The sequence below is a fragment of the Nocardia sp. NPDC059229 genome, from assembly GCF_042754165.1.
GTDB lineage: Bacteria > Actinomycetota > Actinomycetes > Mycobacteriales > Mycobacteriaceae > Nocardia.
In genome coordinates, this window is sequence record NZ_JBHZAK010000015.1 from 145,645 (window position 1) to 160,178 (window position 14,534).

Here is a 14,534-nt window from a genome sequence, read left to right on the forward strand (position 1 = left end):
GGTCAGGCCATCCATTCCGGCTTGATCGGCTGCCCGGCGGCGTGCCGGTGTTCGCAGATCGCTTTGAGATTGCGCAGTTCCAGCAGGTGCCCGGCGGCGAAGAGGTGCCAGAAGTCGCCCACCCAGACCGGGCGGCCCTCCGGCTCGGTCTCGGGATAGCCGTTGTCCTCGTAGAACGGGTGATGGCAATTGGTCCAGGTGACAACGGATCCCGGCTTGTTCAGCACGAGTTGCGCGTCCACGACCCGCATCAGGTAGATCATCCAGAGGTGGTCGGCCTGGTCCCAGGCGCAGTGGTAATCCACGGTGCGGGCGTCGGGGTTGGCGACGGTACGGGTGTAGATGCGGGTGTGCGAGCCGATCCGGTCATCCGACACCCAGATCTCGGGATCGCCGGTGCGCTCGAAACCCCGCATGCTGTAGGTCCATTCGCACAGACTGCGAGTGTCCGCCAGGTATCCGTACACCTCGTCCGGCGGGGCGGCGATGAATTCGGTGACGGTGCAGTACTCCCCGTAGATCTCGTCGTGCGGGTACACGGCGCGGGTCATGTCGAGAACCAGCGGCATACCCTCCTTGAGGGCCATGGTCTCGATGCGGTACACGCCTGGGATATCCAGCTCCGGGACTTCGATCGGCGCGTCGGTGGCGGTCTCGGTCATGCGAGCGACTCCTTCAGGAAGGGGGCGAACGGTGGGATTTCGTCTGGGTCACACTGCAGTTCGATGAACGCGGGCCCCGGCGTGGCCCGCGTCTTGTGCAGTGCGTTCTCGAGGTCGGACAGCGTGCGCGCGGTCCAGGCGGGCAGCTCGGGAAACATGGCCGCGACACCGGCCCCGATCTCCGCCGCGCGGAACCGGTTGAAGCTGTACTCGCCGGAGTAGAAGACCTGCTCCCGCGTCACGCACATGGCGTGCGCATTGTTGTTGAACACCACGAAGGTCACCGGCACCTGGTACTCGACAGCCGTGTGCACCTCGTGGCCGTGCATGAAATACGCGCCGTCCCCGGCGATCACCACGGCCCGCCGCCCCCGCCCCAGCGCACACCCGATCCCCGCCCCGAACGAGTACCCCATCCCGCCCATGCCGAGTGCGATGAGGAACCGCCCGTCCTCGGGGACCCGCAGGTAGTGCACGACCGCCGCGCCGGTGTTCCCGGCATCCGCGACCACATCGGTGCCGGGCTCCAGCGCCGCCTCGATGGCCGCGACGGCCGGGCGATATCGCACACCCGGCCCGGACGTGGGCGGGACGTTCAGCTCGTGCGGTGTGCCGGGATTCGATTGCACACCAATCGATTCCGAGGCGGCCGCCGTGTCACCTGGCAGTGGCGGGAGAGCGGGCAGGACGGCTGATTCCGCCAAGGAGGCACGCAGTTCCCCAAGGGAGGCACCCAACGGCCCCCGCGCCTCGGCATGGACCGGCACGAACGGCTGTTCCGCTCCCAGGTACACCACGCGCGGACAGGCGGCCAGCGCCGCATCCAATCCGGCCCGTGCGGTCATCGACAGCGGCGCCCCCACCAGCAGGCACAGCTCCGCCGCCGCGACGAGCCCGGCGGCATGGGGGTGCCCCATGACCCCAACAACCCCGGCGAAGCGGTCATCCCGATTCGAGAAGGCATCCTTGGCATCCGGGGTGACCAGCACCGCCGCATCCAGCACCCGCACCACCTCCGCCAGCTCGGCCCGTGCATCGGCCGCCGCGACCTCGGGTCCGGCGATGACGACCACCCGGCTTCCGGCTGGCACATCGGCAAGCAGCGCCGCGATGTCCGCCGGCGTTTCCTCCGAGCTCGCAATCGGTTCATCCCGGCCCACGTGAGCGGGCTCGTATCGCAGGCCGGCCGACAGGGTGGAGCCGCTCGAGATCAGGGTTGCTTGAATGTCCTTGGGGAGCAGTAGTACTGCCGGGCCACCGGACAGTGCTGCTGCGATGGCACGGTCGAGTTCGGCGGAGATGTCCTGGGGCCGAGTGATTTTGACGCAGTGACGGGAGACTGCGGTGAAGATGCGCTCGGCGTCGAGGCGGCCGGGGTGGCCGCTGGCGTCCTGGAAGGCGCCGCGACCCTCGAGGGTGGTCGGGGGCTGGCCGACCAAAGCCAGGACCGGGACCCGGGAGTCGAAGGATTCGGTGAGGGCGGCGAGGAGATTCATGGCGCCGCCGCCGGAGGTGGCCGCCACCACGCCGAGGCGGGTGGTGGCGCGGGCGTAGCCGTCCGCCATGGTGGCCGCACCGAATTCGTGTTTGGCGATGATGCCGGTGAGGCCGGGGTGCCGGTGGAGGGCGTCGTAGAGGTCCTCGATATTGGCGCCGCCCACGCCGAAGACGTGGTCGGTGTGTGCCGCGATCCGCTCGGCGATGAGGTCGGCCACGGTTCGGAATTCGGGTTTTCTCTCGAACACGATCCCCCGTTTCACATTGCCTTGTCCGCGATACATCGCACACAAGGTATCCATTTGAAGCGAGCCCGATCAACGTGTCCCAAGTCACAGACGAGCCGGAACATGCTGTTGCGCAGCGTAATTAGCCACGCAAAGACCCCGCCGGGGATGCCTCGGCGGGGTCCCGGTCCGGACGCAGGGGGAGAACCGGACCGCATCTGGATGGCTACCGGCGTGGGGCCGGTCTATCCAGTCAACGATCGGCGGCCTGCCGGGGTTCAGTGCGAGTACCCGATCGGCGTGTCGGCTTCCCGAAGGCCGCGCGGGCCAGGCGGAGGCAACGCCGGTCGCCATTGAGGGTGAGCCCGAGGCGGTTGGGAACGTAGGCGAAGGAGAGCCCGGATTCCGGATCGGCGAAACCGAGCGAACCGCCCATACCGGGCGTGCCGTAGGCGCGGTGACCGGACGAACCGAACGGGAAGGTCGGACACGACTTCCGGAATCCGAGGTGGAATCGGGTCGTGGTCTTCAGCACGGCATCGGGTGCGGGCACCGGTCCCGGGCCGGCGATGCGGGCCCGCACATCGTCCGCGATCGGCAGCTCGCCGGACAGCCCGGCCGCATAGATCCGCGCCAGGCCGCGCGCCGAGCCGACGCCATTGCTGCCCGGCAGCTCCACCGACATGATCTCGGGTCGCACGAAGTCCTCGGGCATGCCCAGGTCCGGAACCGTCAGCGCCCGGAAGAGCGGGCCCCGGCGCAGCAGCGCCGGAACCGCCTGATTCCAGGGCAGATTCCGTTCGTGGCGCAGGTCCAGCCCGGAGGTGCGGACCAGCCGGGCGATTCGCTCACCCCCGAGATCCACATCCAGCCCGATCGTGAAATCGACGCCCAGCGGCCCCGAGATCTCCTCGGCGATGAACCGCCGGATGCTGCGCCCGGCCGGATCGGCGCGGCGCACCAGCTCATTGATGTACAGCCCGATACTGACCGGGTGATAGCCCTGCCGCGTACCCGGCGTCCACCCCGGCCGCTGCGCCGCCAGCACGCCGGCGACGCGATCCAGATCGAACAGATCGGCCAGCGTCATCCGGGTATCGCGCAGAATGTGGAGGCCCACCTGATGATCGATCAGCTGCCGGACGGTGACCTGGGCCTTGCCACGCGCCGCGAATTCGGGCCAGTACCGCGCCACCGGCTCGTCGTAGTCCAGCTGCCCGCGCGACACCAGCATGGCAAGCGTCAGCGCCGCAACACCTTTGGTCGACGAGAACACCGGGGCCATGGTGTCCCGCTCCCACGGCAGTCGCCGGACCGCATCCCGCCAGCCGCCCCAGAGGTCCACCACGGGCGTGTCCCCATCGAACACAGTCACGGCCGCGCCGATCTCCCCGTGCTGGAAGTTGCGCCGGAAGGCGTCCGCAACCCGCCCGTACCCGTCGGCCGCATACCCGTGAATAGTCATGTCCCTCATCGGACGCGAGACTACGACACGCCCAGCGCCACGCCGCACGCCACGGGTGCGGGCAGTGACTCGCGCCTCTCGAACCCCTTCCAGCCAATTGCAGAGCATTCACCAATCGCGCGATCAGGGCGTCACCACCTCACATGGCGGCTCTCGGCAATTGCGCCGTATGCTCGGGCATCGGCACGAACGTGGCACCCAGCCACTACTCCCGCTTTTGAAGGGGCCTGGATGCCACGTACCACCCGGATAACCATCATGCTGCTGTTCGCGGCGTGGGTGGTCGATTACATCGATCGGACCGTGATCAATTTCGCGTTGCCCTCGATCGGCGACGACCTGGGTCTCGACCACACGCAACAGGGTCTGCTGGTGTCGGTGTTCTTCATCGCGTACGCGCTCATTCAGGTTCCCGGAGGTTTGCTGGCGGATCGGTTCGGGGCCTTGAAGGTCGGCATCGCAGGTCTGACGGCCTGGTCGATCTTCACCGGATTGACCGCGGTCGCCTGGTCTTTCGCGGTCCTGCTGGGCATCCGGTTCCTGTTCGGCTTGGTGCAGGGTGTTTTTCCGGCGGCCGCCATCAAGGCGCTGGCGGAACGCAGTCTGCCCGAGCAGCGGACGACCGCGGCGGGGTGGACGAACTCCTCCAACGCGGCCGGCCTGCTGCTGGCGGCCGTGATCGCGGGGGTCATGCTGCCCACGGTCGGGTGGCGGGTGATGTTCGGGGTCATCTCGGTGCTGGGGGTGGCGGTCATCCTGGCGTGGCGTCGATGGATGCCGGAACCGCTGGTGCAGGACGAGATTCCGGTCGCGAACGCCGGCACGAAGGCCGAACGCCGCGCCGTGCTGCTCTCGCCCGCACTGATCGGCTTCGCGGTCATCTTCTTCGGCTACGACGTGCTGGTGTGGGGCGTCACCGCCTGGACGCCGACCTTCCTGCACGAGCAGCGCGGAATCTCCATGGGCGGCATCGCCATCGCCGCGGTGCCGACCACGCTGGCCGCGGCGGCCGGGGTGGTGCTGGGCGCCCGGCTCTCCGATCGGATCGGCGGGCGGCCGCGGGTGATCGTGGTGCCGGCCATGGCCTTCACCGCCGCCATGCTGTTCGCCCTGCCGCGCGCCGAGTCCTTCCCGCTGTTCGTCCTGCTGGGCACGACGATGAGCCTGGTCGCCGGAATGGCCTACATGCCCGCGTTCTCGGTGCCGCTGCGGTCGCTGCCGAGCGCCTATATCGGCGCGGCCACCGGGGTGATCATCTTCGGCGGGCAACTGGCGGGTGTGGCGAGCCCGCTCGCCTTCGGTGTCATCACCGATCACGTCTCGTACACAACGGCTTTCGAAGCCATGGCCCTCGGACCGCTGCTGGCGTTGCTGGCGGCGGCCGTGGTCCCGCAAACCGCCGACGCGTTCCGGGCGACGCTGGCCCGCCGCGCCTCGGCGACCGTCCCGACGAAGGAGAGTCTGACATGACCGAGCACTGGCAGCAGGTCTACCGCCATCTGCACGCCCACCCGGAGCTGTCGGGCCAGGAGCACGCCACCGCCCGCCTGGTGGCCGATGAGCTGCGCGCCCTGCCCGGCTGGGAGGTGACCGAGAACGTCGGTGGCACCGGCGTTGTCGGTGTGCTGCGGAGTGGTCCCGGGCCGGTGGTGTGGCTGCGCGCGGATATGGACGCGCTGCCGGTGCAGGAGGAGACCGGGCTCGACTACGCCTCCACGATCCCCGGCGTCATGCACGCGTGCGGCCACGACGTGCATGTCACGGCACTGCTCGGCACCTGCGCGGAACTGTCGGCGAATCCATTGCCCGGCACGGTGGTGGCGCTGTTCCAGCCCGCCGAGGAGACCGGTGCGGGCGCACAGGGCATGATCAATGACGGTCTGCTGGAACGCTTTCCGCATCCGCGCATCGTGCTCGGCCAGCATGTGAGCCCGCTGCCCGCGGGCATCATCCTGAGCCGGCCCGGCACGCTGATGGCCGCCTCCGACTCGGTCCGGATCACCTTCCTGGGCAAAGGCGGCCACGCTTCTCAGCCGCACACGGCTATCGACCCGCTGCTCATGGCGGCCTCCCTGGTGGTGCGGCTGCAGTCGCTCACCGCCCGCCAGACCGCCACCGCCGCCAGCCCGGTCCTCACCGCCGGCGCCCTGCACGCGGGCACCCGCCCCAACATCATCGCGGACACCTCCGAGGTCCTGCTCAGCCTGCGCACCTTCACCGACAGTTCGCGCAACCACATGGTCGAGGGCATCCAGCGCATGGCCGAGGCCGAGGCGGCCGCCGCCGGCGCACCCCAGGAACCGAAAGTCGAGTTCTACGACCACTTCCCGGTCACCGAGAACACCCCCGGCGACACCGAACGGGTCCTGGCCACCCTCACCGCCGCCGGCCTCCCCGTCATGCCCATGGACCACCCCATCACCGGCAGCGAGGATTTCGGCGCCTTCGGCACCGCGGCCCACGCCCCCTCCGTCTTCTGGCACATCGGCGGCATAGACCCCGCCCGCTTCACCGAGGAGGACCAGGCCTACATGCTCACCGAGGGCGCCCTCCCACCCCACTTCCCCTCCAACCACTCCCCCCGCTTCGCCCCCGACCCCGCCCAGGCCCTCCCCGCCGCCATCACCACCATGCTCACCGCCACCCGAGCCGAACTCACCCGCGCCTGAAAACCGACGACAGGGAGGGTTCGGCCGGTTCAGGCCATTATCGGACCCATCAGAAAGGCCGGCCGCACGTCGTCGCCCGGACGCGAATACCGAAGGGCGTCTCCGGATTCCGTGGAATGGTGTTCTTCGGGCCCCGCGGGGGATTCGGTGGACGGTGATCCGAAGACGAAGCCGCGCAGGGCCAGGAAGCGGAGGGCGCCGATGGCCGCGGTGAGGGCGATGACGGCGGCCGCGCGGGCGAGGGGGCTCAGGCCGGGGGCGTAGGAGTCGAGGGCGGCCAGGGCGGCCGTGCTGATCAGGAGGCCGATCACGGCCAGTCCACCGCCTTCCCATTGGGCGGTGAACCAGGTGACGCGGCCGGCGGCGCGGAAGGTGAGGTGGCGGTGGAGTTCGTTGGCGATCACGGTGCTGAGGATCGAGCCGGCGATATTGGCGATCAGGGGGCCGGTGCTGTTCAGGGTCAGGAACAGTACGAGGTAGGCGATATTGCTGGCGCCGCCGACCAGGGCGAAGCGGATCAGCTGGGCGAAGACGGTATCGCCGCGCAGGTAGCGCAGTCCGAGATCGGCGGTGGTGTTCACGTGATTACCGTCGCCGGTGCTACTGACATCGACCTGACGTCGACCTGACGCGCGGCTTGCGTGGGGCACTCACTGGTCGAAGGCGATGTGGAGGTCGTCCGATTCGGGCAGGGTCTGACAGGCGAGGGTCAGGCCCTGGGCCAGTTCGTCTTCGATCAGGGATTCGTTCATGAGCATGCGGGTGCGGCCCTGCTTGACGCTGCAGACGCAGGTGGCGCAGGCCGATTCGCGGCACACGTAGGGGGCGTCGATGCCGTGGCTCAGCAGGACATCGAGGAGTTTCTCGGATCTCGGCCACGGCAGGGTGTGGGTTTCGCCGTCGATGTCGACCCGGACGGTCGCGACATCCGCGGCGACCTTGCCCCGGGCGGTCGCCGCGAGCTGCGTGGGTTCGGACACCACCGGGGTGTGGTGTTCGAACGGGTTGTCGGTGAGCGAGCGGAAGTTCTCCTGGTGGATGGCCCGGCCGGGAATGCGGAGCTGACCGAGGCCCTGCTCCACCGAGGACGCGAAACCCGCCGGGCCGCACACGTAGACGTCATGACGCCGGTAGGGACGCGCCCACAATGCGAAGACACGCGCGGACGGCAGCCCCCGCTCGGATTCGAGCCAGTGGGTCACTGTCAGCCGTCGCGGGTAACCGCGGGCCAGCTGCTGCAGCCGGTTCGCGAAGATGATCGTTTCCCGGTCACGGTTGGCATAGAACAGCGCGATATTGCCGCGCCCGATGGCGAGCGCCGATTTGAGGATGGAGATCACGGGCGTGATGCCGCTGCCCGCCGCGCAGAGCAGCAGATCCCGGTCCCACGCGCGTGGCACGAAATTGCCCGCCGGTTCGAGGACGGTGAGGATGTCGCCCGCGGAGACGTTGTCGCACAGCCAGTTCGAGCCGTAACCGCCCCGCGTCCGCTTGACCGTCACGCTGGGCCGGTCGTCGCAGTGCGGGCTGCTGGACAGGGAGTAGCAGCGGGCAACCGAGCCGGTGCGCTCGCTGGGAACGCGCAGGGTGAGGTATTGCCCGGGCGCGTAGGCGAAGCGGCGGGTCAGGTCGGTGGGGATATCGAAGATCAGCGAGACCGCGTCGGCGGTCTCGCTGATGACTTCGCGCACCTTCAACTGGTGGGCGCGTGCGTTCAACGGGGTCCTCCCCTGCCGAACGCCAGCTCCCCCAGGGATTGAATGCGCTCCATCGAAAGTGGTTGCGTCATCCGGCGATTGATGCCAGGAGCGATACGCAGCATGAAGTAGCCCAGCCACGCCTCGGCGCGCACCGGCACCACCGCCAGGTCGTAGCGAATGGCGCGCACCACGGCCCGCGCCACCAGATCCGGGCTCAGCGGCGAGAAGGGCAGCCGCTCGGCCAGTTCCCGAATCTGCGCGGTGAGCTGCTGCCCGCGCTCCAGCAGCCGCGGATCGACGCCCACCGCGATCGCATGCCGCGCGATATTGGTATTGATCACGCCGGGGCAGATCGCACTCACCCCAACGCCTTTGGGTGCGAGCTCCAGCCGCAGGCACTCGGTGAGCATCTTCACCCCGGCCTTGGACACCGAGTACGCCGACATGACCGGCGTCGGCGTGAACGCGGCCGCCGAGGCGATGTTCACGATGTGCCCGCGCTTGCCCTCGTCGATCATGAGCCGCCCGAAGGCCCGGCAGCCGAACACGACACCGAGCAGGTTCACGCTGAGCTGGTGCTCCCAATCCTCGGGCTCGAGATCCAGAAACGCCCCGCTGACCAGGATTCCGGCATTGTTGACCAGCACATCCGGCACCCCGTGATCGGCGTGCACGTCCCGGGCGAAGGCGGCCCAGGCGTGCGGGTCGGTGACGTCGAGCCGCATGGCGACCGCCCGCTGACCCTGCGACTGGATGACGGCCACCGTCGACAGCGCCGCGTCCTTGTCGATGTCCGACACGATCACCCGGGATCCCATGCGCGCGAACCGCAGCGCCGTGGCTCGCCCGATCCCGCTGCCCGCACCGGTGACGACCACCAGCTTCGGATCGACACTGCTGAGTTTCACGAGACCTCCTCGGAGAGCACGACCGCCTCCGACGCTGCTGGAGCGCCCACCGTGTAGCGGTACACGTCGAGATCGAAATGACGGTTCTGCCAATACATCTCGCCGTGCGTTGACGGGGCGATGCCACTGTCGATGCCCCCGAATCCGGCCCCGACCACGATGACCTCGGGCTCCGGACGGGCATCGACCGGCGCACCCTTGTCGCCGGCTCTCATGTCGCCCCCTCAGCCGATGCGGTCCAGCAGTTCGCCGTCCGTGCCGAACAGCTCCCGCCGCCATCGTTCGAGCAGCGCGTTGGTGTCGATGTCGTCCGGATGGAACCCCGGCCGCATATAGGGCCGCATCTCCTTCAGCAGCCCCTTCACAATCGGCCCGCGGTACAGCCGAATCGACTGCCGCACCACCTGCAACGGCCGCCAGCTGCGCGGATCACCGAGGATCGAGGCGAGCACGCCGAGCGAGACCACCGGAATGGTGGAGACATACATCCCCGCCATCACGCCGATACGCACCATTTCGGTCCCGCCGGCGCTCCGGAACACATCGAAGGCCACCGACTTGTGCTCGAGCTCCTCGAAAGCGTGCCAGTTCAACAGATTCCAGACCTCGGGATCGCCGGGTATGTCCTGGATCTCCTGGGTGCCCAGCACCCGATTGGCGAGCGTCGCCGTGTAATGCTCGGCCGCAGCGGTCATCGCCAGATGCACCTGCCGCGGCACCGCGTTCTCGATCGCGACCACACCCTTCTCCCGTAGCGCGCCGGGCGCGAAGGTGAACAGGCGGACGATGGGGAAGCCGTTCTCGATGAGCTGCTCGTTCAACCGCCGATGCTGCTGCCCGTGCACCGCCTCCTGGCCGATGAATCCGGCCACCCGCTTCTTGAGCACGGGATCGGTGATCTCACCGGAGAATTTGCGCACCGAGCGGATGAAGGATTCCTCGCCCGGCGGAAAGGCCGCCGAGAGCACCGCAATCAGGTGGGTGAGGGGAATGTCGCCCTGGACGAACTGATGCGCCATCGGATCGGGCTCGCCGAACCGGAATCGCATGCGCCGCACCTTCGGATAGGGCATGAGGGACGTGCTGTCCTGCCGACCGATCGCCATTGGCCGGTCCTTTCCTGCAATGGGGTTGTGACTACTTCACGTGGTCGACGAGCTGACCGTCCGCCCCGAAAAGCTCCTGCTGCCACCGGGACAGCAATGCGGCGGTGTCGATGTCGTCGGGGTGGAAGCCGGGCCGCAGATACCTGCCCAGCTCCGGCATGAGCCCGCGGAAGATGGGGCCGGTGAACAGCCGGTATGCCTCGCGCGCCACGCGGATCGGCTGCCGCCGCGCGGCCGGGTCGCGTCCGACGGCCAGCGCCAGGCTGACGTAGGTCAGCGGCAGCGTCAGCGAGTACATGGCGAGCATGACCCCGATACGGGTGCGCTCGGTGCCGCCGACCGAGCGGAACACGTCGAAGGCCACCGACTTGTGCTCGAGTTCTTCCAGCGCATGCCAATTCAGCAGATTCCACACTTCCGGATCGCCGGGAATGGCCTGGATTTCGTCGCTGGACAGCACCCGCTGCGCCAGCACGGCGGTGTAGTGCTCGGCCGCCGCGGTCATGGCCAGGTGCACTTGGGGCGACACTCGCTCCTCGATCCAGAGCATGCGCTCCTTGGCCCGCTCGGAGTCCAGCCAGGCGATGGGATAGCCCAGCCCGACCAGCTTTTCATTGAGTCTGCGGTGCTCCTGGCCGTGCATGGCCTCCTGCCCGACGAAACCGGTCACCCGCTTCTTGAGCATCGGATCGGTGACCCGGTCGGCCACCCGGCGCACCGAACGGATGAAGGACTCCTCCCCCGCCGGAAAGCCGCCGGACATACCGGCCACGAAATGGCTGTAGACCATGTCGTTTTCGACGAAGTACTTGTCGCTGGAAGCGCGCTGATCGAATCGGAACCTTATGCGGCGGGCCTTGGGATAGGCCTGCGCCGGAAGGGCATTCGCCATCTGGACCATCCTTGATGCAACACGAAGTACCTAGTACTGCGTGTTCTATGTGATGCCCAGTGTAGAATTGTCCCAGACAGCACACAAGGGGTGTCTCGTAACGGATCGAATTACAATCTGCCGCATGGCCTCCCACCCGCGTCACCGCCCGGGCGAGAGGAAGGGCGATGCGCGCTACGACCGCTGGCACTCGCACCGCACCTCGGTCCGGGCCGAACTCATCGAGGCCACCATCCGCGCCATCGACGCCCATGACCCGGATCTGTCCATCGACGATGTGGTGAAAACCGCTGGTATACCGCGTCCCAAGCTGTATCGCTTCTTCAGCGACAAAGTGGAACTGCTGGCCGCGGTGAGTGGGAGCGTCCAGCAGCTCATCGTCGAGCGGGTCACCCCGCACCTGAACCCCGCCGGACCGGTGCGCGACGGTCTGCGCACCGCCCTGACCGCCTACATCGATCTGGTGGCCGAGCGCCCCAACCTGTTTCGCTTCATTGTCAGCTCACATGTGGTCGCGGCCTTCGGCGCGACCCGCCTGATCGAGGACGGCCGCCCACTGTCCGATACAGTCGCGGACTTCTTCTCCGGCGTGCTGCGCCTGCGCGGCGCGAACGGCGACCACACCCAGTTCGCGGTGGATGCCTTGCTCGGCGCGATCGGCCTGGGCGTGCTGCGCTGGCTCAACGAACCGGCCATCACCGCAAAGGAACTCGCCGAGGAACTGACAGCCTTCGCCTGGGGCGCGCTCGCGGCCACCGCCGCCACCCGCGGCCTCACCCTCGATCCGGACGCGCCGCTGCTGCCGCTGCCCCAGCTCAGCGAATGAAGCGCTCCACCATCCGCCGCTCACTGGCGGCATCGGCCAGCGGCCAGGTCAGCAGCGACAGCACCATGCGCACAATCCATTGCGCCGCTTCGTCATCCGGGGCGATCCCGGTGAGCAGGGTGGCGATCCGTCCCAGCTCCGGGGAGCTCGCGAAGGCCCCGTCGCTGCCGCCCGCCCGGGTGCCCGCGAATCCCTTGGCCAGCACCGGATCCGAGCGCACCGCCGCCACCGACGCCAGGATCGCCTCCACGATCCGGCGCGGGCCCTCGTAGCGCCGCACCGCCGCGGCCACCCGCTCCGCCACCGCGATCGCCGATTTGGCCATCACCGCGTCGAATAGTGCGGCCTTGCCGGGAAAGTGCCGATACAGCGTGGCCCGCGAGCAGCCGACCGCGCTCGCCACCTCGTCCATCCCCACATGGTCGAACCCGCGCGCCTGGAACAGCTCCGACGCGACCCCGACGATCCGGTCCGCGGCGACCGACCGCCGCACACCACCCGTCAGCCAGTCCACGCGCTGCTCGGTCACCATGCCCACTCCTCATCGATGAAGATCAGGTCTCATCCTGAGATGTGAGTCACGATTCGTCCAGGGTCAATACGGCCACCGCGGGCGGACCGCTGGATATCCGTTGGATAGCCGAATCTCCGCAATTGCACCAAATTCACCTTGGGTACCCACCTGCAACAGACCCATCTCAAATTGCTGGAAGTTCACCCGCTCTGTGTGAGGCTGGCGAAAGACGTGGCAGTCGGAAAACCCAACAGTGAGGTGGGACATGACAGCAGCACCCGTTGATCGCACCGATTTCGACAATGCCGAGCGCGGCTTCATCGCGCGACTCTCGCCCGCCGTGATTCCGGGGAAGAGCGGCGGCGTGGCCTACGACGCGGACTCCTTCGACTTCCTGAAAGCCGACGGCGCGGCCACCGTCCTCCCGAGCCTGTGGCGGCAGTCCCAGCTCACCGCGATGCACGGCCTCTACGAGGTGTGCGAGGGCGTGTATCAGGTTCGCGGCCTGGATATTTCGAACATGACGCTGATCGAGTCGGACAACGGCGTCATCGTGGTCGACCCGCTCGTGAGCGCGGAAACCGCTGCCGCGGCGCTGGCGCTGTACCGCGCGAACCGCGGCTACCGCGCGGTCACCGCGGTGATCTACACCCACCCGCACGCCGATCACTTCGGCGGCGTCCTGGGTGTGGTCGATCAGGACACCACCGTGCCGATCATCGCGCCCGAGCACTTCATGGAACACGCCATCTCGGAGAACGTGTACGCCGGCACCGCCATGCTGCGCCGCGGCATGTACTACTCCGGCGCGAATCTGACGCGCGACCCGAAGGGGCTGGTCGGCATGGGCCTGGGCCCGGTCGCCTCGGCGGGTGAATTCGGGCTGCTCGCACCGACACTCGACATCACCGCCACCGGCCAGGAGAAAGTGGTCGACGGGGTGCGGATCATCTTCCAGATGACGCCCGGCACCGAGGCGCCGGCCGAGATGAACTTCCTGCTGCCCGACCGCAATGCGCTGTGCATGGCCGAGAACGCCTGCCACACCCTGCACAACATCCTGACCCTGCGCGGCGCGCAGGTCCGCGATGCCCGCATGTGGTCGCGGTACATCGCCGAGGCGATCGAGATGTTCATCGACCGCACCGATGTCGTGTTCGCCTCGCACCACTGGCCGACCTGGGGCCGGGACAACATCGTGGAGTTCCTGATCCAGCAGCGCGACACCTACGCCTATCTGCACGACCAGACCGTGCGGCGAATGAACCAGGGCGAGATCGGAACCGAGATCGCGGAGCACTTCCCACTGGCCCCGGACCTGGCCGCACAGTGGAACAACCGCGGGTACTACGGCTCCATCAGCCATGACGTGAAGGCCGTCTACCAGCGCTATCTCGGCTGGTACGACGCCAATCCGGCCCACCTGTGGCTGCACCCGCCGCAGGAGCAGGCCACCCGCTACGTGCGGCTGCTCGGCGGCGTGGACGCGACCGTCGCCAAGGTGAAGGAGTTCGTGGACCAGGGCGATCTGCGCTTCGCGGCCGAACTCGGCAGCCACGCGGTCTTCGCCGACCCGTCCCACGCCGAGGCCAAGGAGACCCTGGCGGCGGTGTTCGACCAGCTCGGCCTCGGTTCCGAGAACGCGACCTGGCGCAACTGTTTCCTCACCGGCGCACAGGAACTCCGCCGGGGCGTCGCCCCCACGGCGATTGCCGCCAGCCAGGCGGTAGCCCTCGCCATGAGCATCACCCAGCTGTTCGACACGCTGTCGCTGAACATCGTCGGATCCAAGGCGTGGGACGAGAAGTTCAGCATCGCTTGGCATTTCACCGACAGCGGCGAGGAGTACCGGATGGAGCTGAGCCATGGCGCGCTCATCCACCATCCGGCCACCCGCAAGCGGGATGCCGATCTCGACATCACGCTCACCAAGCTCGGCCTGCTGCAGCTGATGGCGACCGGTTCGTTCGACGGCCTGCAGACGAAGGGCGATACCGGGGTGTGGAAGCGGCTCACCGGCCTGCTCGACAAGGCCGATCCCAATTTCACGATCGTCGTGCCCTGACGC

General features: G+C 68.0%; 13 protein-coding genes and 1 pseudogene. 4 read left to right on the forward strand and 10 right to left on the reverse strand.

Translation table 11 applies throughout. From position 1 onward, the window contains the following. Nucleotides 1-2: 2 nt before the first annotated feature. The 3 genes from ACFXHE_RS30200 to ACFXHE_RS30210 form a co-directional block, all read right to left on the reverse strand. On the reverse strand, nt 3-662 hold the full coding sequence (locus ACFXHE_RS30200) for an SRPBCC family protein (protein ID WP_379387814.1): 660 nt from the start codon (nt 660-662) through the stop codon (nt 3-5). Further along, nucleotides 659-2,407, reverse strand: coding sequence for a thiamine pyrophosphate-binding protein (locus tag ACFXHE_RS30205; protein ID WP_379387815.1), 1,749 nt, complete (start codon nt 2,405-2,407; stop codon nt 659-661). The genes ACFXHE_RS30200 and ACFXHE_RS30205 overlap by 4 nt, the downstream gene beginning before the upstream one ends. Before the next feature lie 232 nt (nt 2,408-2,639). Beyond that, nucleotides 2,640-3,851: a serine hydrolase domain-containing protein gene (locus ACFXHE_RS30210; protein WP_379387816.1), complete on the reverse strand. Its 1,212-nt coding sequence runs from the start codon at nt 3,849-3,851 to the stop codon at nt 2,640-2,642. Between the two features lie 231 nt (nt 3,852-4,082). Here ACFXHE_RS30210 and ACFXHE_RS30215 point away from each other — a divergent pair, with 231 nt between their 5' ends. Together ACFXHE_RS30215 and ACFXHE_RS30220 are read left to right on the forward strand one after the other, a co-directional pair. Further along, nucleotides 4,083-5,321, forward strand: coding sequence for an MFS transporter (locus tag ACFXHE_RS30215; protein ID WP_379387817.1), 1,239 nt, complete (start codon nt 4,083-4,085; stop codon nt 5,319-5,321). Then, nucleotides 5,318-6,520 (forward strand): amidohydrolase, encoded by a 1,203-nt coding sequence (locus tag ACFXHE_RS30220; RefSeq protein WP_379387818.1) that lies wholly within the window; start codon nt 5,318-5,320, stop codon nt 6,518-6,520. The genes ACFXHE_RS30215 and ACFXHE_RS30220 overlap by 4 nt, the downstream gene beginning before the upstream one ends. Nucleotides 6,521-6,681: 161 nt before the next feature. Here ACFXHE_RS30220 and ACFXHE_RS30225 read toward each other — a convergent pair. From ACFXHE_RS30225 to ACFXHE_RS30250, 6 genes and pseudogenes are all read right to left on the reverse strand, one after another. Then, nucleotides 6,682-7,101: pseudogene (locus ACFXHE_RS30225) on the reverse strand (GtrA family protein); the annotation flags it as partial. 69 nt (nt 7,102-7,170) lie between these two features. Next, nucleotides 7,171-8,238 (reverse strand): 2Fe-2S iron-sulfur cluster-binding protein, encoded by a 1,068-nt coding sequence (locus ACFXHE_RS30230; RefSeq protein ID WP_379387819.1) that lies wholly within the window; start codon nt 8,236-8,238, stop codon nt 7,171-7,173. Further along, nucleotides 8,235-9,128 (reverse strand): SDR family NAD(P)-dependent oxidoreductase, encoded by an 894-nt coding sequence (locus ACFXHE_RS30235; RefSeq protein WP_379387820.1) that lies wholly within the window; start codon nt 9,126-9,128, stop codon nt 8,235-8,237. Before ACFXHE_RS30235 ends, ACFXHE_RS30230 begins: the two co-directional genes overlap by 4 nt. Continuing rightward, nucleotides 9,125-9,343, reverse strand: coding sequence for a hypothetical protein (locus ACFXHE_RS30240; protein ID WP_379387914.1), 219 nt, complete (start codon nt 9,341-9,343; stop codon nt 9,125-9,127). The genes ACFXHE_RS30235 and ACFXHE_RS30240 overlap by 4 nt, the downstream gene beginning before the upstream one ends. Before the next feature lie 9 nt (nt 9,344-9,352). After that, the gene (locus ACFXHE_RS30245; RefSeq protein WP_379387821.1) at nt 9,353-10,234 is read right to left on the reverse strand and encodes a metal-dependent hydrolase; all 882 of its coding nucleotides are present in this window, start codon (nt 10,232-10,234) and stop codon (nt 9,353-9,355) included. Nucleotides 10,235-10,265: 31 nt separating this feature from the next. Continuing rightward, nucleotides 10,266-11,135 (reverse strand): metal-dependent hydrolase, encoded by an 870-nt coding sequence (locus ACFXHE_RS30250; protein WP_379387822.1) that lies wholly within the window; start codon nt 11,133-11,135, stop codon nt 10,266-10,268. Between the two features lie 115 nt (nt 11,136-11,250). On the opposite strand from ACFXHE_RS30250, the gene ACFXHE_RS30255 reads away from it, so the two are divergent. After that, the gene (locus ACFXHE_RS30255; RefSeq protein ID WP_379387823.1) at nt 11,251-11,952 is read left to right on the forward strand and encodes a TetR/AcrR family transcriptional regulator; all 702 of its coding nucleotides are present in this window, start codon (nt 11,251-11,253) and stop codon (nt 11,950-11,952) included. Here ACFXHE_RS30255 and ACFXHE_RS30260 read toward each other — a convergent pair. After that, nucleotides 11,942-12,484, reverse strand: a complete 543-nt coding sequence (locus ACFXHE_RS30260; protein WP_379387824.1) for a TetR/AcrR family transcriptional regulator — start codon at nt 12,482-12,484, stop codon at nt 11,942-11,944. The two genes, ACFXHE_RS30255 and ACFXHE_RS30260, sit on opposite strands and share 11 nt — an antisense overlap. 247 nt (nt 12,485-12,731) lie before the next feature. Here ACFXHE_RS30260 and ACFXHE_RS30265 point away from each other — a divergent pair, with 247 nt between their 5' ends. Further along, complete coding sequence (locus ACFXHE_RS30265; RefSeq protein ID WP_379387825.1) at nt 12,732-14,531, forward strand: alkyl/aryl-sulfatase; 1,800 nt, start codon at nt 12,732-12,734, stop codon at nt 14,529-14,531. Nucleotides 14,532-14,534: the final 3 nt, after the last annotated feature.

Coding starts and splice junctions, on each gene's coding strand:
- ACFXHE_RS30200 (WP_379387814.1), bottom strand. CDS start 662: ATGACCGAGACCGCCACCGACGCGCCGATCGAAGTCCCGGAGCTGGAT.
- ACFXHE_RS30210 (WP_379387816.1), bottom strand. CDS start 3,851: ATGACTATTCACGGGTATGCGGCCGACGGGTACGGGCGGGTTGCGGAC.
- ACFXHE_RS30215 (WP_379387817.1), top strand. CDS start 4,083: ATGCCACGTACCACCCGGATAACCATCATGCTGCTGTTCGCGGCGTGG.
- ACFXHE_RS30220 (WP_379387818.1), top strand. CDS start 5,318: ATGACCGAGCACTGGCAGCAGGTCTACCGCCATCTGCACGCCCACCCG.
- ACFXHE_RS30240 (WP_379387914.1), bottom strand. CDS start 9,343: ATGAGAGCCGGCGACAAGGGTGCGCCGGTCGATGCCCGTCCGGAGCCC.
- ACFXHE_RS30245 (WP_379387821.1), bottom strand. CDS start 10,234: ATGGCGATCGGTCGGCAGGACAGCACGTCCCTCATGCCCTATCCGAAG.
- ACFXHE_RS30250 (WP_379387822.1), bottom strand. CDS start 11,135: ATGGTCCAGATGGCGAATGCCCTTCCGGCGCAGGCCTATCCCAAGGCC.
- ACFXHE_RS30255 (WP_379387823.1), top strand. CDS start 11,251: ATGGCCTCCCACCCGCGTCACCGCCCGGGCGAGAGGAAGGGCGATGCG.
- ACFXHE_RS30260 (WP_379387824.1), bottom strand. CDS start 12,484: ATGGTGACCGAGCAGCGCGTGGACTGGCTGACGGGTGGTGTGCGGCGG.
- ACFXHE_RS30265 (WP_379387825.1), top strand. CDS start 12,732: ATGACAGCAGCACCCGTTGATCGCACCGATTTCGACAATGCCGAGCGC.